The organism is Streptococcus sanguinis (assembly GCF_050234405.1).
GTDB classification, from domain to species: Bacteria; Bacillota; Bacilli; order Lactobacillales; family Streptococcaceae; genus Streptococcus; species Streptococcus sanguinis_W.
In genome coordinates, this window is the sequence record NZ_CP092117.1 from 485,749 (window position 1) to 508,881 (window position 23,133).

At 43.5% G+C, this 23,133-nt stretch carries 20 protein-coding genes; 17 read left to right on the top strand and 3 right to left on the bottom strand.

The genetic code is table 11. The annotated features are described in order from the left end of the window. Positions 1 to 95 precede the first annotated feature (95 nt). The 9 genes from MFP28_RS02465 (at position 96) to MFP28_RS02505 (ending at position 13,694) form a co-directional block, all read left to right on the top strand. Positions 96 to 1,253, top strand: a complete 1,158-nt coding sequence (locus MFP28_RS02465; RefSeq protein WP_002908133.1) for a toxic anion resistance protein — start codon at positions 96 to 98, stop codon at positions 1,251 to 1,253. Positions 1,254 to 1,258: 5 nt separating this feature from the next. Continuing rightward, a complete protein-coding gene (locus MFP28_RS02470; RefSeq protein WP_002908135.1) occupies positions 1,259 to 1,948 on the top strand; it encodes a hypothetical protein in 690 nt (229 codons plus the stop codon). A gap of 13 nt (positions 1,949 to 1,961) precedes the next feature. After that, entirely contained in the window at positions 1,962 to 3,617 is a 1,656-nt protein-coding gene (locus MFP28_RS02475) for a vWA domain-containing protein (RefSeq protein ID WP_002908137.1), read from the top strand. A 63-nt stretch (positions 3,618 to 3,680) separates the two neighbouring features. Further along, a complete protein-coding gene (locus tag MFP28_RS02480; RefSeq protein WP_002908138.1) occupies positions 3,681 to 4,358 on the top strand; it encodes a hydrolase in 678 nt (225 codons plus the stop codon). Positions 4,359 to 4,667: 309 nt separating this feature from the next. Beyond that, positions 4,668 to 9,185, top strand: a complete 4,518-nt coding sequence (locus MFP28_RS02485) for a S8 family serine peptidase (protein ID WP_002908139.1) — start codon at positions 4,668 to 4,670, stop codon at positions 9,183 to 9,185. 311 nt (positions 9,186 to 9,496) lie between these two features. Next, positions 9,497 to 10,258 (top strand): hypothetical protein, encoded by a 762-nt coding sequence (locus MFP28_RS02490; RefSeq protein WP_002908140.1) that lies wholly within the window; start codon positions 9,497 to 9,499, stop codon positions 10,256 to 10,258. 198 nt (positions 10,259 to 10,456) lie between these two features. Then, the gene (gene glyQ, locus MFP28_RS02495; RefSeq protein WP_002908141.1) at positions 10,457 to 11,374 is read left to right on the top strand and encodes a glycine--tRNA ligase subunit alpha; all 918 of its coding nucleotides are present in this window, start codon (positions 10,457 to 10,459) and stop codon (positions 11,372 to 11,374) included. A 2-nt stretch (positions 11,375 to 11,376) separates the two neighbouring features. After that, positions 11,377 to 13,416 (top strand): glycine--tRNA ligase subunit beta, encoded by a 2,040-nt coding sequence (gene glyS / locus MFP28_RS02500; RefSeq protein ID WP_002908142.1) that lies wholly within the window; start codon positions 11,377 to 11,379, stop codon positions 13,414 to 13,416. 20 nt (positions 13,417 to 13,436) lie between these two features. Next, entirely contained in the window at positions 13,437 to 13,694 is a 258-nt protein-coding gene (locus MFP28_RS02505) for a DUF896 family protein (protein ID WP_002908143.1), read from the top strand. Positions 13,695 to 13,751: 57 nt separating this feature from the next. Here the strand turns inward: MFP28_RS02505 and MFP28_RS02510 are convergent, their stop codons facing one another. The 3 genes from MFP28_RS02510 to MFP28_RS02520 are packed head-to-tail and all read right to left on the bottom strand — an operon-like array spanning position 13,752 to position 14,730. Beyond that, on the bottom strand, positions 13,752 to 13,928 hold the full coding sequence (locus MFP28_RS02510) for a hypothetical protein (RefSeq protein ID WP_002896934.1): 177 nt from the start codon (positions 13,926 to 13,928) through the stop codon (positions 13,752 to 13,754). Beyond that, entirely contained in the window at positions 13,925 to 14,467 is a 543-nt protein-coding gene (locus MFP28_RS02515) for a DUF3278 domain-containing protein (RefSeq protein ID WP_002908144.1), read from the bottom strand. The genes MFP28_RS02510 and MFP28_RS02515 overlap by 4 nt, the downstream gene beginning before the upstream one ends. Positions 14,468 to 14,514: 47 nt before the next feature. Further along, a complete protein-coding gene (locus MFP28_RS02520; RefSeq protein ID WP_002896937.1) occupies positions 14,515 to 14,730 on the bottom strand; it encodes a helix-turn-helix transcriptional regulator in 216 nt (71 codons plus the stop codon). Positions 14,731 to 14,930: 200 nt separating this feature from the next. Between MFP28_RS02520 and rsmH the strand changes: the two genes are divergently transcribed. The 8 genes from rsmH (at position 14,931) to MFP28_RS02560 (ending at position 23,118) form a co-directional block, all read left to right on the top strand. After that, on the top strand, positions 14,931 to 15,881 hold the full coding sequence (gene rsmH / locus MFP28_RS02525) for a 16S rRNA (cytosine(1402)-N(4))-methyltransferase RsmH (RefSeq protein WP_002901313.1): 951 nt from the start codon (positions 14,931 to 14,933) through the stop codon (positions 15,879 to 15,881). Positions 15,882 to 15,888: 7 nt separating this feature from the next. Beyond that, positions 15,889 to 16,212 carry a cell division protein FtsL gene (gene ftsL / locus MFP28_RS02530; RefSeq protein ID WP_002893529.1) on the top strand — a complete coding sequence of 108 codons (324 nt, stop codon included), beginning with the start codon at positions 15,889 to 15,891 and terminating at the stop codon, positions 16,210 to 16,212. Continuing rightward, on the top strand, positions 16,202 to 18,490 hold the full coding sequence (gene pbp2X / locus MFP28_RS02535; protein ID WP_002908146.1) for a penicillin-binding protein PBP2X: 2,289 nt from the start codon (positions 16,202 to 16,204) through the stop codon (positions 18,488 to 18,490). Before ftsL ends, pbp2X begins: the two co-directional genes overlap by 11 nt. Before the next feature lies 1 nt (position 18,491). Further along, positions 18,492 to 19,475: a phospho-N-acetylmuramoyl-pentapeptide-transferase gene (gene mraY, locus MFP28_RS02540; protein ID WP_002908147.1), complete on the top strand. Its 984-nt coding sequence runs from the start codon at positions 18,492 to 18,494 to the stop codon at positions 19,473 to 19,475. 104 nt (positions 19,476 to 19,579) lie between these two features. Continuing rightward, entirely contained in the window at positions 19,580 to 20,923 is a 1,344-nt protein-coding gene (locus MFP28_RS02545; protein ID WP_002908148.1) for a DEAD/DEAH box helicase, read from the top strand. Positions 20,924 to 21,169: 246 nt separating this feature from the next. After that, entirely contained in the window at positions 21,170 to 21,979 is an 810-nt protein-coding gene (locus tag MFP28_RS02550; protein ID WP_002923363.1) for an amino acid ABC transporter permease, read from the top strand. Then, positions 21,979 to 22,722, top strand: coding sequence for an amino acid ABC transporter ATP-binding protein (locus tag MFP28_RS02555; protein WP_002893523.1), 744 nt, complete (start codon positions 21,979 to 21,981; stop codon positions 22,720 to 22,722). The genes MFP28_RS02550 and MFP28_RS02555 overlap by 1 nt, the downstream gene beginning before the upstream one ends. Positions 22,723 to 22,893: 171 nt before the next feature. Beyond that, positions 22,894 to 23,118, top strand: a complete 225-nt coding sequence (locus MFP28_RS02560) for a DUF4059 family protein (RefSeq protein WP_002896945.1) — start codon at positions 22,894 to 22,896, stop codon at positions 23,116 to 23,118. The last annotated feature ends 15 nt before the right edge of the window (positions 23,119 to 23,133 follow it).

Below are 23,133 nucleotides of genomic sequence, written 5' to 3' on the forward strand. Positions count from 1 at the left end.
ATTGCTTAGCTTAAAGAAGTAATTACTAATAAAATAATTTTTATCTTAAGCAAGTTTTATTTTGTTATAAACTAGGAAGGTTTGGTTTAATACATATGGCAGGATTTACAGTTGGTGATACAACAGTTGGCTCACCATTAATCACCCCTGAAATTGAAAAACAATTTAAGGAGGAAGAAAAACTAATCTCTGAAGTTACAGAAGAAACTTTTGAGCCTATTGAAAGAACTGATGAACAAAATGCGGCTGTAGAACAAGTTAAAAATGCCATTGTACTAAGTGATGAAGATCTTATTCTATCATACGGAACTCAAGAGTCTAATAGTTTGATGACACTGACAAACAAGACTTTATCGCATGTCAAGGCTTCAGATGTTGGTGACATTGGAGGACTTTTATCTAGCTTAGCTACACAGTTAACTGTTTCTGAAGAGGATGCTCCAAAAGGTATTTTTGGGATCTTTAAGAAAGCTAAGGATCATATCAAGACTTTGCAAATTCGATATGAGTCTGCTAAAGAAAATATTGATCGAGTAGTTGCAACCCTTGAAAATAACCAGCTGACTTTAATTAAGAACAATAAAGACTTAGAACAGATGAAAGAAGGTAATAGAGAAAATTTCCAAAGATTATCTGTCTATGTGGATGCTGGTAAATTAAAGATTCAAGAAGCTTATCAGTCTGAGTTGCCAGCTTTAGAGGAAAAGGCGAAAAGCGGTGACCAAACAAGTATTAATGAACTTACTGAATATAAAAACTCCTTAAATCTGTTTGAAAAACAAATCCATGACTTAGATGCGCAAATGTCTCTATCACAAGCGATGGCTATTCAGTTGGAAACATTGACCAATACTAACCGAGGTCTAATCCAAAAGATTAATCGTAGCAAAACGATTATGATTCCAGCTTGGAATATGTACATGATGGCTGCGTTTTATAATACCCAAACAGAAAAAGCTTTACAAGCAGATCAATACGTAACAGATGCTACAAACCAATTATTAAAAGATGTTACAAAGAGTTTGCACCAAACAAGTAAGCGTAGTGCAGAACAAAGTGAGCGTGCAGCGATTGATATTACAACCTTGGAGTCAATGACATCTGATATTGTTAATTCTTTGAAAGATATTGATGCGGCACAAGCCAAAGGACGAGAATATCGTGAAAGAGCATCGCTTCGTATCGGTGAATTACGTGAAGAATTGAAAACACAGCTTGTAACAACAATCAATCAGACTGATGTGAATGGGTAGAAGTTATGATAAATAAATTTATTATAAAGCATGGTTTAGTAACTGGCGTATTAACCTTATTAACCATCATTCTGTTTAAATTAGTAATATTTAATAAGGATGATATTATTGTTGATTCAGGTATTGGAACTTTTAAAATGATAAATGTTGGTGCATACATCGCCTTGGGGCTGACCATTTTGTATGCAGGCTTTGTGATCAAGAGTTATGTTGCAAGCAAAAACAAAGAATTGCAACTCGTTGCTTTTGAAGAAGAACAACGAAAAGATCCATTGTACGATGAAGCGTCAATGATTGAAAAATTAACGGATATTCAAGAAACAATAGAAAATCCTGAATACATTGACTATGCAAAACGTATTTTAAAACAACTACTTGATGCCAAAGCATTATCTGATGATTTCGCTGAGATTGTTGAGAATAACGACCAACCGATTATTCAAAATATTGCTAAGGAATTAATTTCTATTCGCGTTCGTATTCTACAAGATGCCAAAAGCATTTATCGTCGATTAATTATTGCGAAAGATGCTGAAAATATTGAAGCTAAATTAATTCATAATAATAAGTTGCTTGATGATGCAGATAGTTTAATTGTTGAAGCGATTAACTATATTGATGTGAAAACATCAACAAGTGAAATTGATCTGAAAAACTTGACAGAATCACTTAAAGAGCTTATTAAACTTATTTAGAAGGAGTTTATTTATGAAACTTAAAAAAACCTCTCTGTTTCTTGCGCTTGGTGCTAGTTTATTTTTAACTGCTTGTTCTGGTGATGGACCTATCAATTCCAAACTATCAGAAAAAGATGCTAAAACGGAAGTCGAAGCTTACTATAAGAAAATTGACCCCAAGATTGCAGAGTTGAAAAAAGATATTTCAAATACTTCCTTGCAGGAAAATGAAGAATTGCCAGATATTGATGCGACTTATCCTTATACTGTGAAAGGCAGTGGAGAAATCAATGCTGAAATCTTTGTTAGTTCCGAAAAAGCAGGCAGCGGTAAAGACGGTATTTTGAATGAAATTGCTGAAAGCTTTAATAATCAGCACCAAACGATTGACGGGAAAACAGTCAGCGTATCGATTCGCTCTATCCCTTCAGGAACATCAGTCGATTATATCGCAAGTAAAAATCATGTGCCAGATGGCTATACTCCATCAAATCAACAATGGAATTATATCCTAAACGCACGTGGAACAGCTACCACTCAGATTTCAGAACGGTTATTCGGTAACACCAGTGGACTCTTAATGAAAAAAAATGTCTATGATGAGATTAAGAAAGCCTATGGTGATGTGACTGTTGAAAACTTAGCTAAAGCTGTGAAAGATGGAAAATTGTTAGGCTATACAAATCCTTACACTTCATCAACAGGTTTGAGTTTGTTATCGCAATTACTGTTTACCTTTGATAAAGAAAATCCAATTAGTGACAAAGCTAAAACAGAGTTCCAACAATTTCAAAATAACATTCCATCTACATTTGTAACGACAACTCAGTTGCGTGAAGCAGCTAAAAACGGTAGCGCTGATATTCTGTCTATTTCATATCAAACTTATATCAATACTCCGGAATTCAGTGATTATGAATATGTTCCTTTTGGTATTCGTCAGGATTCACCGCTTTATGCAACAACAAATGATGCTACTAAACAAGAAGTATTGAAGAAATTCTCTAGCTATGTTCTTGAAGGAAATAATCAATCAAAAGCGACATCATATGGTTTTAATAAACTGGATGATTATAGTTTTGAAGAACAAACGACTGATGGAAATCTGCTTATGTCTATGCAGAACCTTTGGAAAAAGAATAAAAATAATAGCCAACCTATTGTCGGTGTCTTTGTAACAGATGTATCTGGCTCTATGGACGGTGAGCCGATGAACAATTTGAAGAAGTCATTGCTAAATTCCCTGCAATATATCAATGAAGAAAATCAAATAGGTCTAGTTTCATATAGTGATGATGTTACTATTAATGTTCCGATTGATACCATGAATAGCACGCAAAAATCTTACTTCACATCTGCTATTAAAGGATTGACGCCATCTGGTGGAACAGCTACTTATGATGGAACGCTTGTAGCGGTTAAGATGATTTTGGATAAAATGAAAGAAAATCCAGGTGCTAGACCTGTCATCTTTGTCCTGTCTGACGGTCAGACTAATGGCGGCTATGAATTTGAACGAGTTGAGCCAATTATTAAAGCTTTAGGTATTACGGTTAATACCATTGGTTACAATGCAGATTTGAAAGAATTGACCAAGCTGTCTAAAATTAATGAATCTGTTTCTATTGATGCATCAAATGATGATGTTATATATAAATTAAAAGAATTGTTTAATGCTGAATTTTAATAAATTCAGCTTTAAATTTGAGTGTTAGATTATTATTAAATAAAGGATTAGTGTAAAAAAATAATGACAAGTAATAAAAAAATTCCAGTTGTAACCAGCCCCTTGCGTGATTCTATTATTGCAATGCCATCTTGTATCAAGGAGGCGTCAGGGATCATAATCTATGGAAAACGTATTAAATCAATTGTCTATTCCCTGGATGTCTCTCTTATTGCCAATACGAATGCAGATGCTATTCTATGTGTGTATCCCTTTACACCAAATACCCAGATTTTAAATGCAGTTTCACTAGTTGCGAAGGCTCCGATTTTAGTTGGTGTTGGAGGTGGTTTGACCAGTGGTGACCGTTCAGCTCGACTAGCCTCTCACGCAGAAGAAAACAATGCTGGCGGAATTGTACTCAATGGACCAGTTGATATTGAAACAACAAAAGCTGTTCGAACCTATGTTGATATCCCTCTGATTTATACAGTGATTGATAAGTCTCGACCGCTGGGACCTTACCTTGAAGCTGGTGTGAATATTTTCAATGTCAGCGGAGGTAAAGATACGGTTGAATTAGTAAAATGGGTAAGAGAACAGTACCCTGATGTTCCTATTATTGCTTCTGGTGGTAAAACAGAAGAAAATATCTTAGACACTATTGCAGCTGGTGCCAACGCGATTACCTATACTGCTTATGGAATGATGGAACAGTACTTCCATAAGAAAATGGAAATTTATCGTAGTGATAGTGAATAACATTTCAGGGTTAACAAGCCCTAAAATTACTAGTCATTGGTCGGTTTAGCTTCAATGAGTTTTAGGGACTATTTACAATATAAAATAAATCTCTCGGTCATAAATGAATCGAGGGTTTTTCTTATTTCCGGATTTTAAGATGTATTTGTTCTGTATTTCAAATAAATAGATGATTGAAACTTTATCATATAGCTTTTCTTGACTATAACGTTCGTCATTATTACGTTTTTGTTACATTTGTTAGGAGTGTATGAATTGTCAGAAAATTTTTATTATAATATGGTTTATAAATAAAGTAAGGAGACTTCTATGCAAAGACAACGTTTTTCACTCCGTAAATACAAGTTCGGTTTGGCTTCTGTTCTGCTGGGAACTGCTCTGGTTTTTGGTGCTGGACAGGCTCGGGCGGATGAGCAGGCGACAGCTAGTTCGTCAGGGCAAGGCCTGCCGACTGCCGCTGTGGTATCAGCAACTGAGCCTGCTTCTCAAGCAGCTACACCTGAGAGTCAGCCGGCAAGTTCAGCTACTGTGGAGAAAGCACCAGCTTCTTCTGAATCGGCTGCTTCAAGTACAGATCAGGTTAGTCAGCCTTCTACGGCAGAGGCTAAGGAAGCAGCTGCAGCTCCTGTAGAAAAAGGAGCGACTTCTTCATCAGAAGAGGCTTCTTCAAGTGCTGAGAAGGTAACTCAGCCATCTGCCACACAGACCAAGCCAACAGCTCCAGCTAGTCCGACAGCAGAGTCTCCGTCAGCCGCAAACTCAGAAAAGCCTGCTGCTAATCCTGATGCAGTAGCAGAGTCACCAACTTCTCGAGATGCTAAGCCAAGCAGCATCAGTACCAATGAGATTATCAAGGTTCCTCAAACCTGGTCTCAAGGCTATAAAGGTCAAGGCCGTGTGGTAGCCATTATCGACTCAGGTTTGGATGTCCATCACGAGGTTCTGAAGATTTCTGATCCGTCAAAGGCCAAGTATCAGACAGAGGCAGCTCTGGAAGAAGCCAAGAAAAAGGCCGGCATTGACTACGGGAAGTGGTACAACAACAAGGTTGTCTATGCCTATAACTATATCGACGGTGATGACAATGTAAAGGAAAAGAACAGTTACTCACATGGTATGCACGTCACAGGGATTACAGCGGGAAATCCCAACAAGAAAGCTCCTAATGATGAGTATGTCTATGGTGTTGCGCCAGAAGCACAGGTTATGTTTATGCGGGTCTTCTCTGACCGTCAACGCACAACTAGCGATGCTATCTATATCAAAGCCATTGATGATGCGGTGGCTTTAGGGGCTGATACCATCAATATGAGTCTGGGCTCAGCAACAGGTTCAACGGTTGACGTCAGCCCTAGTCTGCAGGCCGCTATTGAGCGCGCTCGGGCCAAGGGGGTGAGTGTGATCATTGCGGCGGGTAATGATAACACCTTCGGAAGTGAATACTCTAAACCGCTGGTTGAAAATCCAGACTATGGTCTAGTTGGCAATCCTTCAACAGCAGAAAGCTCTATCTCAGTCGCTTCTGTCAATAACACTGTTCTGACAGAGGAAGTCATGGAAGTTCGTGGTCTGGAAAAGAACGATAAGCTTTTGAACGGTCATTTCAGCTACTCCATGGGCGAGACAAATGCAACCTTTGAAAAGGGCAAGGAATATGAATATGTCCATGTTGGTCTTGGCCGTGAAGAGGACTTTGCTGGTAAGGATTTGACAGGGAAGCTGGCTCTTATCCAGCGTGGTTCCTTTACCTTTGCTGAAAAGGTTAGAAATGCTATCAGCCATGGTGCTGTTGGTGCTCTGATCTACAATAATGTCGACGGAGCTAACTTAACGATGAGCCTAGACAATGAATCTAAAAAGGTTCCGTCAGCCTTTATCAGTAAGGAATATGGAGAGGCTTTGGCAGCTGGTAATTACAAGGTGGTCTTTAATGGTCTTAAGGTCAATCGGCCGCATCCAGGAGCAGGTAGTCTGTCTGATTTCTCCAGTTGGGGTGTCACGACAGATGGCTTGCTCAAGCCAGATGTGACAGCACCAGGTGGCGATATTTACTCTTCGCTTAATGACAATACCTATGGCTCTATGAAGGGAACCAGTATGGCTACGCCTCATGTGGCTGGTGTGGCGGCTCTGGTCAAGGAATATCTCCTTCAGCACTATCCAGACTTAACACCTGCCCAGAATGCAGACTTAGTCAAAGCCCTCATCATGTCAACAGCCAAGCTGCACGTCAACAAGGAAACTGGTGTCTACACCTCTCCACGTCAGCAGGGTGCTGGTATTGTGGATACGGCAGCGGCTATTTCTACCGGCCTCTATGTGACAGGGGATAATCAATATCCTAGCGTTTCCTTGGGCAATGTTCAAGACAGCTTCACCTTTGATGTTACGGTTCATAATATCACGGATAAGGACCGGACGCTGAAGATGATTGTCAATACCAACACGGATGCGGTCAAGGATGGCTACTTTACTCTAACACCTCGCAAACTAACTGAAACGGTCTGGCCAGAAGTTACTGTCAAGGCTCACAGCAGCCAGAAAGTGACGGTCAAGGTAAATACTGCTAAGTTTGCGGAAGAGTTAATCAAGCAGATGCCAAACGGCTATTTCTTAGAAGGCTTTGTCCGGTTTGTGGATCCAGCGGATGATGGCGATGTGGTTAGTTTGCCATTTATGGGCTTCCGTGGGCAATTCCAAGATCTGCCAGCTGTAGAAAGACCAATCTATGATCTGGTCCAAGAAGGCAAGTCAGGCTTCTATTACCCAGTGCCAAAAGACAAGAGTATCCTGTCTGATGACAATGTCTCTTCCCTTGTGACAGAGTCAAATGATACACTCTACTCTATCGGTCGAACAGCTGCTCGCAGCTCAATTGTACTGGGAACTGCAGAAAATGCGGATGGTAAGCATGTGCTGCAGCTGGGAGCAGATGGCAAGATTCGTTTGGCCTTCTCACCTAATGGTGATGGCAATCAGGACAGCATCCAGTATCGGACAGTTCTCTATCGCAATATCAATAATCTGACAGCTAGTGTCTATACGGCAGATGATACGGACTATCGCTTCCCAATCTGGCAGAGCAGCACGGTTAGAGAAGGCCGCAAGAACTATTATAGTGGTCAGTCAGACAATCCTAAGTCCTACCTACTAGAAGATACATACTGGGATGGTCGTGATAGCAAGGGTGAGAAGTTGGAAGATGGCCTCTATACCTATGTGGTTCGCTATACTCCAGATGTACCAGGTGCTAAAGAGCAGCAGATTAGCTTTAAGCTGCAGATCGATACGCAGAAACCTTTGATTAGTTCAGGCTATATCAGTACCAAGGATGGTGCGGAAACCTTTACGGCTCGCAAGCCAAAAGATGTTGGAAACGGCGGTATTTTGAGAGAACAGGTCTTCTATCTGCTGGCAGATGAAAAAGGGAAAGAGACCTATAAGGCCGTGGATGATTTTGGCATTGAGCGTGATTACGAGCGTCGAGTTTACATCTCAGCCAATGCAGATGGTAGCTATACCTTGCCAAAAGGAGTGGACAAGTCCAAGATTTTCTATGTGGTAGAGGACTATGCGGGCAACCGTGATGCCATAGCTCTGTCAGAGCTGGTCAGTGCTGAAAATGATGGTCGTATCCGTGTCGCTCTGGTAGATGCTAATACGCATCAAGATGTATCGTCGACCTTTGTCTATCGAATCAAGGACAGCAAGGGCAAGTATGTCGAACTGGACAAGGGCAAGCAAATCAACGCTCTGCCATTTGGCCGCTATACAGCAGAGATCTTTACTTATGATAAGGATGGGCTTCGTTTCTACAGCGATCTGACTCAGGAGTTTGAGCTGACAGCCCAAGATAGCTTTAAGACGATTGAGTTTCTAGTCAAGAAGCTGGTCTTTGCACCGGTCAGCGTTGCCTTTGATCAAGCTGTTCCGAAGAATACCCAAGTGGTTCTCAAGAATAATAATGGCGATGCCTATACGCTTCCAGCAGAACTGTTTGGCAAGCATGCCTTTGGAAGATCCGTAGCAGCTGGATTCTACTCAGTCTTTGTTAACCTGCCGACTGGCTATGAGCTCTGGGAAAATGAGCCGACTGTCGAGGTCAAAGAAGGTAAGAATAACCTGCTGAAGCTGGGAGTTATCGTCAAGTCAGGCTTGCTGGCAGCTGTTAATCAGCAGTCTAGTCTAGTCGGCACTGCTCAATATTACAATGCTTCTGCAGCGAAGCGCACAGCCTACGACCAAGCATATCAAGCAGCCAAGGAAGCTTTGACAAGCAAACTGACCCAAACGCAAGTCGATGCCGTAAGAGCAAAACTAGAAACAGCATCTGCTGATCTAGACGGCAAGGACTCTGATATTGCTGCGGTTAAAGCGGCAGTAGAGGCTTATGCAGCTACTACTAAGACAGGGGCTTATGCCAATGCTAAGGATAGGACTCGCCGTGCTTATGACAAGGCATTCCAAGCAGTTGCTCTGCTCTTGGTGCAGGACAAGGTGACCCAGGAGCAAATCGATACAGCCCTAGCTCAGCTGACTACAGCAGAGAAGAAGCTGGATGGTAAGGCGACTAACTTTACCAATCTCAAGAAGCTAGTTGATGATGAGGTGCATTATCAAGCCATCAGCAATAAGTTTATCTATGCGACTGACGCGGTTAAGGCGGCTTATCTAGAAGCTTATGCACAGGCTAAGGAAGTTTTGGATAATCCAGGTGCCAGCCAGGAAGATGTCAAAGAAGCCATTGCCAATCTCAGAGCAGCCAAGAGAAAACTTGATGGCAGAAAGCCAAGAGTTGTGAGACCGAAAAAACCTAAACAAGTCTAATTGGTTTAGATTAGTTAAAATCCCTTAAGTTGAAACTTGAGGGATTTTTCGATAAGTATTTTACATTAGGTCTATTTTCTGCTATAATCTTTCTTAGAAAGAATTCTCATTGTCTACTTTTTAGCGAGTTCGGGATAGTGTGAGCCGGATAGGGAAGCAGTGCAGATGGCGCTTTCGGTTATAATTTTTAAAGTAATGAAGTAATAAATTAGGGTGGAACCGCGTCTTGACGCCCCTAGGTGAAATAGCCTAGGAGTGTCGGATGTGGTTCTTTTGCGTACTGAGTCTATTGTTCGAAAGAAAGGAGATTCGTGGAGAACCTTTATCTTGTAAAAGGCGAGAACCAATTAGCAGCTTTTCGAGATTTCGTCGCAAAGAATGCCGCAAAGTTGCAGGATTATCTGGCTTTTTTAAGAGACGAGTTTGCGGTTTATGATTTGCCGCAAGCCATCATTTGGTCCGATTTTGATTCTGCTACGCAGATCATTCGGGAAATTCCTGTACCGGCTTATACAAATGATAGGCGGATGGTTATGACTCCCGAATTGACGGTTTGGAAAGATTTATATCTTCTTCAGTTGGAGAATTACGAGTCCTCTCACCAAACTCGAGCAATAGAAGGCCATTATCAGTCTTTGTCTGAAAATTCTCTCTTACAGATTGTCGGCCATGAGTTAGCTCATTGGTCGGAGCATTTTTTAGATGACTTTGATGGATACGGTGCCTATATCTGGTTTGAAGAAGGGATGGTTGAGTATATTAGCCGCAAGTATTTCTTTACAGATGAGGAATTTCGAGTGGAAAAAGCTTGTAATCAGTCTCTCGTAAAGCTCTTTCAGAAAAAGCACGGTTGGCACTCATTGAATGATTTCGGCACTTCGACTTATCAAGGGAATTATGCTAGTATTTTTTACGAATACTGGCGCAGTTTTTTGACAGTTGACAAGTTAGTAGAAAATCTAGGCAGTGTGCAAACGGTCTTTGATTCTTATCATCGGTGGGTAAACACAGATAAAACACTTCCCTTGTTGGATTGGTTCATACAGCAGAAAATAATAGACAAAGAAATATAAACAAACTAAAGGAGTAACTAATGTCTAAGAAGTTAACCTTTCACCTCGCCAAAGTCAATTGCGAACCTAAAGGTTCAATTGACTAACGACAACCGCTATGGGCGCTTTGTCTAGCCGATGTACTAGCTTTTCAAAAGGGAAATAATCGTTCCCTTTTGAACGCTTCGCAAAAATCTCAAAAAATTAAAGGAGTAACTAATGTCTAAGAAACTTACCTTTCAGGAAATAATTTTGACTTTACAGCAGTTCTGGAATGACCAAGGCTGTATGCTCATGCAGGCTTATGATAATGAGAAGGGGGCGGGAACGATGAGTCCCTATACCTTCCTGCGGGCTATTGGACCGGAGCCATGGAATGCGGCCTATGTAGAGCCGTCTCGTCGGCCAGCAGATGGTCGTTATGGGGAAAATCCGAACCGTCTTTATCAGCACCACCAATTTCAGGTGGTTATGAAGCCCTCTCCAAGCAATATCCAAGAACTTTACTTGCAGTCTTTAGAGCTCTTAGGCATCAATCCGCTGGAGCACGATATTCGCTTTGTCGAGGATAACTGGGAAAACCCGTCAACTGGCTCAGCTGGTTTAGGCTGGGAAGTCTGGCTGGATGGTATGGAAATCACTCAGTTCACTTACTTCCAGCAGGTTGGAGGTCTGCCAACTCACCCGGTGACTGCTGAGGTAACTTATGGTCTGGAGCGTCTGGCTTCTTATATCCAAGAAGTGGACTCTGTCTATGACATTGAGTGGGCTGATGGCGTTAAGTACGGCGAAATTTTCACTCATCCTGAGTATGAGCATTCCAAGTACAGCTTTGAGGTCAGCGATCAAGACTTGCTCTTGGGGAATTTTGAGAAGTTTGAGGCGGAGGCTAAGCGCTGTCTGGACGAGCATCTGGTACACCCAGCCTATGACTATGTTCTCAAATGCTCGCATACCTTTAACCTCTTGGATGCGCGTGGAGCCGTATCTGTGACAGAACGGGCTGGTTACATTGCCCGTATTCGTAATCTGGCGCGTGTCGTGGCTAAGACCTTTGTGGCTGAGCGCAAGCGTCTGGGCTATCCGCTTTTGGATGCAGAGACTCGCGAGAAACTCTTGGCAGAGGAGGGAGAATAATCATGGTAAAGAATTTATTAGTTGAATTAGGCTTGGAGGAAATGCCAGCCTATGTCGTGACACCGAGCATGAAGCAGCTGCGCGACAAGATGGGAGTCTTCCTGACAGACCATCGTCTGACCTTTGAGAAAATTGAAATGTTCTCCACACCGCGTCGTTTGGCGGTACGCGTGGTTGGCTTGGCGGACAAGCAGTCTGATCTGACCGAAGATTTCAAAGGTCCTTCTAAGAAAATTGCTCTGGATGCTGATGGCAACTTTACCAAGGCTGCAGAAGGCTTTGTCCGTGGCAAGGGCTTGACGGTTGAGGATATTACTTTCCGTGAAATTAAGGGCGAAGAATACGTCTATGTGACTAAGGAAGAAATCGGCCGCCCTGTAGAAGAAATCATCCCAGCAGTGACAGAAGTTTTGCAAGCCCTGACCTTCCCTGTCAGCATGCACTGGGCCAACAACACCTTTGAATACATCCGCCCAGTTCACACCTTGACTGTGCTCCTAGATGAGCAGGCCTTTGATTTGGATTTCTTGGATATCAAGAGCGGCCGTACTAGCCGAGGACACCGTTTCTTGGGGCAAGAAACGGAGATTGCTTCAGCGGATTCCTATGAAGATGACTTGCGGGCTCAGTTTGTCATTACCAGTCCTCTTGAACGGGGTGATATGATTGTCGAGCAGATTCGAGCATTGGAAGCGGAGCACGGAGTTTCTATTGAGATCGACGAAGACTTGCTCAATGAAGTGTTGAATCTAGTGGAGTATCCAACTGCTTTCTTGGGTAATTTTGATGCTAAATACTTAGAGGTGCCAGAAGAAGTCTTGGTAACTTCCATGAAAGAACACCAGCGTTACTTTGTTGTGCGCGATGCTGAAAGCAAGCTTTTGCCGCACTTTATCTCTGTCCGCAACGGAAATGCAGAGCACTTAGAAAATGTCATCAAAGGAAATGAAAAAGTCTTGGTGGCTCGTCTGGAAGATGGGGAATTCTTCTGGCGGGAAGACCAAAAACTAGCTATTGCCGACTTGGTTGAAAAGCTGAGCAATGTGACTTTCCATGAAAAGATTGGCTCTCTGGCAGAGCACATGGAGCGGACTGGCAAGATTGCTGCTCTCTTGGCGCAAGAAGCAGGATTGGATGCTGATGAGACAGCTGACTTGGCTCGTGCAGCAGCTATTTATAAGTTTGACCTGCTGACTGGCATGGTTGGTGAGTTTGATGAGTTGCAAGGTATCATGGGTGAAAAGTATGCTCTTCTGGCTGGTGAGAATGCTGCAGTGGCAGCTGCCATTCGGGAGCACTATATGCCGACATCAGCCGATGGCGAATTGCCTGACACCAAGGTCGGAGCAGTTTTGGCGCTGGCCGATAAGTTGGATACCATTCTTTCTTTCTTCTCAGTTGGCTTGATTCCGAGCGGATCTAATGACCCGTATGCACTGCGCCGTGCGACTCAGGGCGTCGTGCGTATCTTAGACAAGTTTGGCTGGAACATTGACTTGGCCCAGCTTCTTGGTCGACTTTACGAACTGAAATTTGATAGCCTAAGTTATGACAATCAAGAGGCTGTGCTGGACTTCTTCCGTGCCCGTGTTGAGAAGATGATGGATCGCGGCATTCCGAAAGACATCGTGACGGCTGTTCTTCAAAGCACTAACTTTGTCGTACGCGATTTGGTAGAAACAGCTGCGCTCCTAGCAGAAAAAGCTCAGGAAGACAACTTCAAGTCAGCAGTCGAAAGCCTGTCTCGGGTCTTTAATCTAGCTGAGAAAGCCCAAGGGCAAACGGATGTCAATCCAGCTCTCTTTGAAAATCAAGAGGAAAAAGACTTGGCTGCTGCCATTGAAAAAGTAGAGCTGACATCTGACTTAGCTGCCAATCTGGACCAATTCTTTGCTCTCAGTCCAGTTATTGACGCTTTCTTTGACCATACTATGGTCATGGCAGAAGATGAGGCTGTGCGTAACAATCGTCTAGCTCTCCTGGCCTCTTTGACGTCTAAAGCGGGGCAGTTGGCGAAGTTTAATCAGATTAATACCAAATAAAAGGTAAGGGAGGTGGAATCATGGATCCTAAAAAAATTGAACGTATCAATGAATTAGCTAAAAAGAAAAAAGCTGAAGGTCTAACTGCTGAGGAAAAAGTGGAACAAGCCAAGCTTCGTGAAGACTACATCGAAGGCTATCGTCGTTCTGTTCGCCATCACATCGAAGGCATCAAGATTGTTGATGAGGATGGCAATGATGTAACGCCTGAAAAATTGCGTCAAGTTCAGCGCGAGAAAGGCCTTCACGGCCGTAGTCTGGATGACCCAGAGTCTTAAAGTAATATAAAAGAATCCCTCGCTAGGAAGCTAGAAAGTTCCTGTCGAGGGATTCTTTTATTCTTGTTTATGTTTTTTCAAAATGCGGAGGGCTATATAGATGCAACTAACGATGATTGCTACATCCAGCCAGAAAATCCAAGGCTCCGTGATACGGAAAAAGAAATAAGCAGCGATGGCAGTAATGAGGGACAGAATCCCTAGATCCATTTTTTCTTTGAGATTAAGTCTCATAGATCTTCTTCCTCCTTTTTTTGTGCTTGGCGAATCTTTCCTTTGGCAATGAAATGCATAATCAGTCCAAATCCAAGGCCTGCGGCTAATCCAGTTACAATAAGTTTAGGTTGAAGCAAAACTTGTAGGATATCTTTCTTTTCCATGACAGCTATCATGATGCTGAAGAGAGGGTAAAAGAGCAGCCAATAGGAGAAACCTGCTTTGAGACCAGCATGTTTCATGGCCCTTTCTTCCTTGGCATCCTGAAGTCCTAGCTCTAGATTATCAATTCCTTTGCGTCGTGCTTGAATGACTATATAGACACAGAAGCCGAGGATAAGGATTTCCAGCAGGATTGGATAGGCAACAGCGATAATTTTGGGCCAGCGAAAGGCTAGGGGAAAGGCGATGGCATTGCCAAAAATCAGAATAAAGAAAAGCCAGATAAAGCCTATATTTCCTAGATGCTCAGCCTGTTGGCGCTTTTGCTCGTCCAAAGGTCCGGTAATGCCGTAGAATCGTTTGATCATCTTGTCTGAGAATGTTTCTTTTTTCATGTTTGAGTCCTTTCTTTAGGTATGAATGTTGCTGCAGGGAAGAATTCTTAGTCCTCTGAATCTTCATCTGTCAGCTGGGGTTCCCAAAAGAGGGCGTTGAGGTCAGTATCCAGCGCTCTAGCCAGATTGATACAGAGCTCGAGGGTGGGGTTGTATTTGTTGTTTTCAATCATATTGATAGTTTGCCGTGATACCCCGATAGACTTGGCCAACTCTAGCTGAGACATCTTTTTTTCTTTTCGAAATTCTTTGACACGATTCATTACACCCTTCCTTTCTAATTCTATAACTGATAACTTCCAGTAAGTTTGTCAGTTATATTTGACTTTTATTTTATGCTAGTATAATACTTTTTAGAAAAAGTGTCAAGTATATCTGACAAAAAATTTAAAAAAGGATTTCATCCGCTTACTTTTTCTTTTAAATTTTTTTTTGCTTTTGAATGTGATATAATAAGTAAGATATGACAAACGAATTTCATCACATTACGGTTCTTCTTCATGAAACGGTTGACCAGTTGGCGGTTAAGCCTGACGGCATCTATATCGATGCGACCCTTGGCGGTGCTGGTCACAGCGAATATCTTTTGAGCCAGCTCGGAGATGAGGGGCATCTCTATGCCTTTGATCAGGACCAGACGGCTATTGACAATGCTAAAAAGCGTTTGGCTCCTTATGTAGAGCGGGGGATGGTGACCTTTATCAAGGACAATTTCCGCCACCTCAAGAGCCGTTTGCAAGAAGCCGGTGTGGAAGAAATTGATGGGATTTGTTATGATTTAGGCGTTTCCAGCCCTCAGCTGGATCAGCGTGAGCGTGGTTTTTCCTATAAACAGGATGCGCCTTTGGATATGCGCATGAACCGCGAGGCAGCCTTGACAGCTTTTGAGGTTGTCAATCATTATAGCTATCAGGATTTGGTACGAATCTTTTTTAAATACGGCGAAGATAAGTTTTCTAAGCAGATTGCTCGCAAGATTGAGCAGGCTAGAAGTGTCAAGCCTATTGAAACAACGACAGAACTGGCTGAAATTATCAAGTCAGCCAAGCCAGCTAAGGAGCTGAAGAAGAAAGGCCACCCGGCCAAGCAGATTTTTCAAGCTATTCGGATTGAGGTCAATGATGAACTGGGAGCGGCGGATGAGTCTATTCAGCAGGCTATTGATCTGCTGGCGGTAGACGGCCGGATTGCGGTCATTACTTTTCATTCGCTGGAAGACCGTCTGACCAAGCAGCTTTTCAAGGAGGCGTCGACAGTGGATGTTCCCAAGGGTCTGCCCTTTATCCCTGATGAACTGCAGCCTAAGCTGGAGCTGGTCAGCCGCAAACCAATTTTACCAAGCAAAGAAGAATTAGAAAGCAATAACCGGGCTCATTCCGCCAAGCTGCGCGTGGCCCGTAAGATACACAAGTGAGGAAGAAATGTCAGAAAAAAGACCAAACCCGCTTCAAGATCAGATGAGAAAATTTTCCCGAGTTGAGAAGGCCTTTTACGGCTCTATCGTTTTGACTGCCATTATTTTAGCGGTCAGCATCGTCTTTATGCAGACCAAGCTATTGCAGGTGGACCGGGATTTGACGGAAGTCAATACCCAGATTGAAGCGGAGCAGACAGAACTGGCCGACATCAAGCAGGAAGTCAATGAACTGACTCGCTATGAAAGGCTGTCTCAGTTAGCCAGCTCTCAGGATATGAAACTCCAGAAGGGAAATCGTAAAACAGTGAGTTCAACGGATGAAGAATAGAATTTTTGAAAGAATTAAAAAATACGCCCTGAAAAATAGGCAAACCCCTGAATACAATCGGCGGCAAGTGGGAAAGAGCATGAGTATCTTAGCTATCTTTCTCTTTTTCGTTTTCTTGATTAATTTTGCCATTATTATTGGGACAGACCAGAAGTTCGGTGTTAATCTATCAAAGGGTGCAGAGGTAGTCCATCAAAAGACGGTCACAGTCGCTGCCCGACGGGGAACAATCTATGACCGAAATGGAGTTCCCATTGCAGAGGATGCCACGACTTATAATGTTTATGCCATTATTGACAAGAGTTACAAGTCAGCTACCGGCAAGATTCTTTATGTGGAAGAATCCCAGTACGATAAGGTGGCAGAGATTTTCAATCAATACCTAGAACTGGATAAGGACTACGTCAAAACCCAGCTGTCGCAGAAAAATCTCAAGCAGGTTTCCTTCGGGGCACAGGGCAATGGCATTACCTACAGTAATATGAATGCCATGCGGGAAGCCTTTGAAGCTGCTGGTATTGAAGGGATTGACTTTACTACCAGTCCTAACCGCAGTTATAGCAACGGTGTCTTTGCCTCCCAGTTTATCGGTCTTGCCCAGCTGCAGGAGGATAAGGAAGGCAATAAGACGCTGAAAGGGACTTCTGGCATGGAGCAGGCTCTGGATAGGATTCTTGCTGGTCAGAATGGGATTGTGACCTACGAAAAAGACCGGAATGGTAATGTTGTGCCTGGGTCAGAAAAGGTCTCTGTACAGGCAGAGGACGGCAAGGACGTCTATACAACGCTGTCGGCTGATTTGCAAACCTACCTAGAAACCCGGATGAACGCCTTTCAGGAAAAAGTCAAAGGTAAGTTTGTCAATGCAACCTTGGTCAGTGCCAAGACCGGGGAAATCCTAGCCACTTCTCAACGGCCGACCTATAATGCAGATACCAAGGAAGGCTTGAATGAGAAAAATCTGGGCAACTGGAACACCATGCTCTATCAAGGCCAGTACGAGCCTGGATCTACCATGAAGGTCATGACCCTAGCTTCAGCTATTGATAATGGTAGCTTTAATCCTAATGATACCTATGACAGTAGAGAATACAAGGTCATGGATGCGACCATTCGGGACTGGAACGTCAACATGGGGATTTCAGAAGGGGAAACCCTGACCTTTGCCCAAGGATTTACCTATTCCAGTAACGTCGGTATGACCATTCTGGAGCAGAAGATGGGCAATGACAAGTGGCTGGACTACTTGAGTAAGTTTAAGTTTGGTCTGCCGACCCGATTTGGGATGGGCAATGAAACCTATGGCTCCCTGCCAGGTGATAACTATGTTACGATTGCCATGAGCTCCTTTGGTCAAGGGATTGGTGTGACCCAGGTGCAGATGTTGCGTGCCTTCTCGTCCGTTGCCAATGACGGCGTCATGGTAGAGCCTAAGTTTATCAATGCCATCCATGATCCAAAAAACAATACAGCTCGTAAGACAGCGACAGAAATTATCGGAAATCCTGTCTCAGAAAAAGCAGCTCAAACCACTCGGGATTATATGGTTCGGGTCGGAACAGACCCCTACAAAGGAACCCTGAATGTCGGTGGAGACCCCGTCATTCAAGTGGCCGGTCAGAATGTCGCTGTCAAGTCAGGGACCGCTCAGATCGCTTCTGAAAATGGTTATCTAGAGGGTGAGAATGACTATATCTATTCAGTTGTTGCCATGACACCGGCAGAAAATCCGGAATTTATCATGTATGTGACAGTTCAGCAGCCCGAGGAAAAATTCCAGCCTATATTCTGGCAGGAAGTGGTCAATCCGGTCTTGGAAGAAGCAGTCGCTCTCAAAGACAGCCTTAATCTGACAACGGAAACGACTCCGGCTCTTGAAACAGTCACTGAAGAAACCAGTTATAAAATGCCATCACTGGAAGAACTGACCAAGCAACTAGGTCTGAAACATCAAGTCAGTCCTGGCGGTCTGGCAGATGAATTGCGCCGCAACCTCGTCCAACCAATTGTACTGGGAACAGGTGGCAAGATTAAAAAAGTATCTGTCAAAGAGGGCAAAAATCTCAAGGCCAATCAGCAGATTTTGATCTTGTCAGATGATTTAGAAAGTCTGCCTGATATGTACGGCTGGACCAAGGCCAATGTTGAACGTTTTGCCAAGTGGCAGGGCATTGAAGTCACTTTCAAAGGAGAGGGCTCCAAGGTCGTCAAGCAGAGCGAGAAGACCAATACTTCGCTGAAAAATCTCAAGAAAATAACAATTACAATGGGAGACTAATATGCTTATTGCTCTTATTGCAGGAATCGTAACTTTTATCCTAACTATCATCGGCATTCCTGCCTTTATTCGTTTTTACCATAAGGCTCGTATCACAGGCCAACAGATGCACGAAGATGTCAAGCAGCATCAGGCCAAGGCCGGAACGCCAACTATGGGTGGTACTGTCTTTCTTTTGACATCTGTTTTGGCCAGCTTTGTTATCGGTCTGTTTTCGCATCAGCTGTCAAACGGCCTCATCATGATTCTTTTTATCTTGGTCCTGTATGGCGTTGTCGGCTTTTTGGACGACTTTCTCAAGGTGTTTCGTAAGATTAACGAGGGTCTAAATCCAAAGCAGAAACTGTTTCTGCAGCTGGTCGGCGGAGTTGTCTTTTACTTCTTTTACAATCAGCACGGTGCAGGTGATCAACTGAATATCTTCACCATTCCTGTCCAGATAGGCTTCCTCTATGTCTTTTTCGTCCTTTTTTGGCTGATTGGCTTCTCCAATGCTGTCAATCTGACGGATGGAATTGATGGTTTGGCCAGCATTTCTGTGGTCATTAGCTTGGTGGCCTATGCTGTGATTGCTGTTGAGCAGAAGCGTTTTGATATTTTGATTGTCATCATCAGTATGATTGGTGGCTTGCTAGGCTTCTTTGTCTTCAACCACAAGCCCGCTAAAATCTTCATGGGAGATGTGGGAAGCCTGGCTTTGGGCGGTATGCTGGCTGCTATCTCCATTTCCCTTCACCAAGAGTGGACTTTGCTCTTGATTGGTATCGTCTATGTATTTGAAACGACCTCAGTCATGATGCAGGTAACTTACTTTAAATTGACCGGTGGCAAGCGGATCTTCCGGATGACTCCGGTTCATCACCACTTTGAGCTGGGCGGCCTAACTGGCCACGGCAAGGAGTGGAGCGAATGGAAGGTCGATTTCTTCTTCTGGGGAATCGGTATCGTGGGCAGTCTTTTGACCCTGGCTATCCTATATCTATAGCAAGAAGCGAGTCTCTGGCTCGCTTTTTTGCTTCTTAGATTTGAGGATAAGCAGGATGGTCAATTTTTTGGTATAATAGTTAAGATAATAGAATAGAGGACAAGATGAAATTTACAGAATTTAAGTTTAAAGATTATATTCAGGAAGCGCTCAGGGATCTGAACTTCGTTGAAGCGACTCCAGTCCAAGAGAAGCTGATTCCGGTGGTATTGTCAGGCCGTGATTTGGTCGGCGAGTCCAAGACAGGATCTGGTAAGACCCACACGTTTTTGCTGCCGATCTTTCAAATGCTGGATGAGGAGGCAGACAGTGTGCAGGCTGTCATTACAGCCCCAAGTCGGGAGCTGGCAGCACAGATTTATCAGGCTGCTCGTCAGTTGGCTAGTTTTTCTGAAAAAGAGATTCGGGTGGCTAACTATGTCGGTGGGACTGACAAGGCTCGTCAGATTGGGAAGTTAGAGTCTAGTCAGCCTCATATCGTCATCGGAACCCCTGGGCGGATTTATGACCTGGTAGAGTCTGGCGATTTGGCTATTCACAAGGCCAAGACCTTTGTCGTTGACGAGGCAGATATGACACTGGACATGGGCTTTTTGGCGACGGTTGATAAGATTGCAGGCCGGCTGCCAAAAGACCTGCAGTTTCTCGTTTTTTCAGCGACCATTCCGCAGAAGCTCCAGCCTTTTTTGAAAAAATACCTGTCTAATCCAGTGATTGAGCAGATTAAGACCAAGACGGTCATTGCCGACACCATTGAAAACTGGCTCCTATCAACCAAGGGACGAAACAAGAATGCTCAGATTTATCAAATCAGTCAGCTTCTGCAGCCTTATCTGGCCATGATTTTCGTCAATACCAAGACGAGGGCAGATGAGCTACACAGCTATCTGACAGCTCAGGGACTCAAAGTTGCTAAAATTCATGGAGATATTGCTCCGCGGGAGCGCAAGCGCATCATGAATCAGGTCAAGAATCTGGATTTTGAGTATATTGTCGCTACTGACTTGGCAGCGCGGGGGATTGATATCGAAGGTGTCAGCCATGTTATCAATGATGCCATTCCTCAGGACTTGTCTTTCTTTGTCCATCGGGTAGGCCGAACCGGCCGTAATGGTCTTCCTGGTACAGCCATTACTCTCTACCAGCCGAGTGATGACTCAGATATTCGGGAGTTAGAAAAGATGGGGATTAAGTTCATTCCCAAGATGATAAAAGATGACGAGTTCCAGGATACTTACGACCGAGACCGTCGGGCTAATCGGGAAAAGAGCCGGGAGAAGCTGGATACGGAAATGCTAGGGCTGGTCAAGAAGAAAAAGAAAAAAATCAAGCCAGGCTACAAGAAAAAAATTCAGTGGGCTGTTAACGAAAAGCGCCGCAAGACCAAGCGAGCAGAGAATCGTGCACGTGGCCGGGCAGAGCGTAAGGCTAAGCGCCAAACCTTTTAGTGATATACTTTTCTTATCGCTGTGATAAGAAAAATATATTAGTCTTTATGAGATAGATATGATAGACTAGTGAAACTAGTCTATTTTTATATTGGGCTTAGTGTGGCTTATTTGATATTTAGGAACACGAGATTTGCACTAGCTACTCACGTTTTGACTGCTAAAAGACAGTAAAAGCGAAGCAAATTCTTTGTTTTGTTCCAGAATTATGTTAAAATATTTCATTATCAAGAAAAGGAAGTAATAATGGTGGTTACAACTTATCTTCTGACAACTGGTTGGTATGAGGAGTTCCTCAAGTTCATTCCAGATGGTAAATTATTTAGTTTAAGGGCTGTTTTTGAGGCTATTCCCGGCATTTTGCAAAATTTGCCAATCACCCTTCTTTTGACAGCGGGTGGTGCAGTCTTTGGTATTCTGCTTGCCATGGTTTTTGCTATCGTCAAGATTAATCGGGTTAAAGTCCTGTATCCGATTCAGGCTTTCTTTGTCAGCTTTCTGAGAGGAACACCGCTGCTGGTCCAGCTCATGCTGACCTATTTTGGGATTCCTTTATTGCTGAAGGCTATCAATCAGAAGTATGGCACAAGCTTTAATATCAACGAGATTCCAGCGTCTGTCTTTGCGATTGTTGCCTTCGCTTTCAACGAAGCAGCTTATGCCAGTGAGACCATTCGGGCAGCAATCTTGTCCGTGGATTCGGGAGAAATTGAAGCTGCTCGCAGTTTAGGGATGACCAACAAGCAGGTTTATATGCGTGTCATTATCCCCAATGCAGCAGTAGTCGCGACACCTAGTCTGATTAATTCCCTGATCGGCTTGACTAAGGGAACTTCTCTGGCCTTTAGCGCTGGTGTAGTGGAAATTTTTGCCAAGGCACAGGCTATCGCGGGGGCAGACTACCGTTACTTTGAGCGTTTTATCTCGGTGTCGCTGATTTATTGGGCAGTCAATATTCTCATTGAGCAACTTGGCCGCTGGATCGAAAAGATGATGGATATCAAGCAGCCGGATAAATTTGAATCGCTTCAGCAAGCAGAAGGAGAAGGAATCTGATGATTAATATTTCACATTTAAGTAAGACTTTTTCAGGTCAAAAGGTTCTGGATGATCTCAGTTTGGACATTCAAAAAGGCGAAGTAGTGGCTTTGATTGGCTCTTCAGGTGCTGGGAAATCAACCTTTCTCCGTAGCCTTAACTATCTGGAACAGCCAGACAGCGGAAAAATCACTATCGACGGTTTCAAAGTGGATTTTTCAAGGATTTCCAAGGATGAGATCTTGCTGCTGCGCCGCAAGCTAGCCATGGTTTTTCAGCAGTTTAATCTCTTTTCCCGCCGGACAGCTCTGGAAAATGTTAAGGAAGGTCTGCTGGTAGTTAAGAAACTGTCAGACCAAGAAGCGACTAAGATAGCCAAGGAAGAATTAGCAAAAGTTGGCTTGTCAGACCGAGAAAATCACTATCCTAGACATTTGTCAGGCGGTCAGAAGCAGCGGGTAGCCTTGGCAAGGGCTTTGGCTATGAATCCAGATGTTCTTTTGCTAGACGAGCCGACCTCAGCCTTGGATCCCGAGTTGGTCGGAGAAGTAGAGAAATCAATCGCTGATGCAGCCAAGTCTGGCCAAACCATGATTCTGGTCAGTCATGATATGTCCTTTGTCGCTCAGGTTGCGGATAGAGTACTCTTTTTGGACAAGGGGAAAATCATAGAGTCTGGGACACCAGATGAAATTATTCATCATCCAAAGGAAGAAAGAACCAAGGAATTTTTTGCTAGTTACAAACGGACCTATATTTGATATAATAGAGACAGTGAAGGCTCAGTTGGCTAGACCAGCTGAGTTTGTTTTCAGTCTTAGCATACTATGGAGCAGGCTTTCTTGTCTAGTGGGTGTTTTATGCAGAAGGCAAGATTTGGAATTGTTCCCATTCTTTGCACTATGAGGCTGATTGACTTTTGAGGAGTTGACATGTTAGATCAAATATTTGCACTTTATATCGAGAGCTTGATTTATACTGCAGTCGGTGTAGGGATTATTGCGGGTTTATGGATTGGACTGCGGATGATTCGCCGCAAGGACAAGACGGCCAAGGAGCGCCAGAGCCATCTGTATGATGTCCTTCTGATTGTCATTATGACGATTCCAGTCCTGTCTTTTGCGACGTTGGGCCTGCTCATTGTCCTAAAAGCTTAAATGCTTGTAAAACTG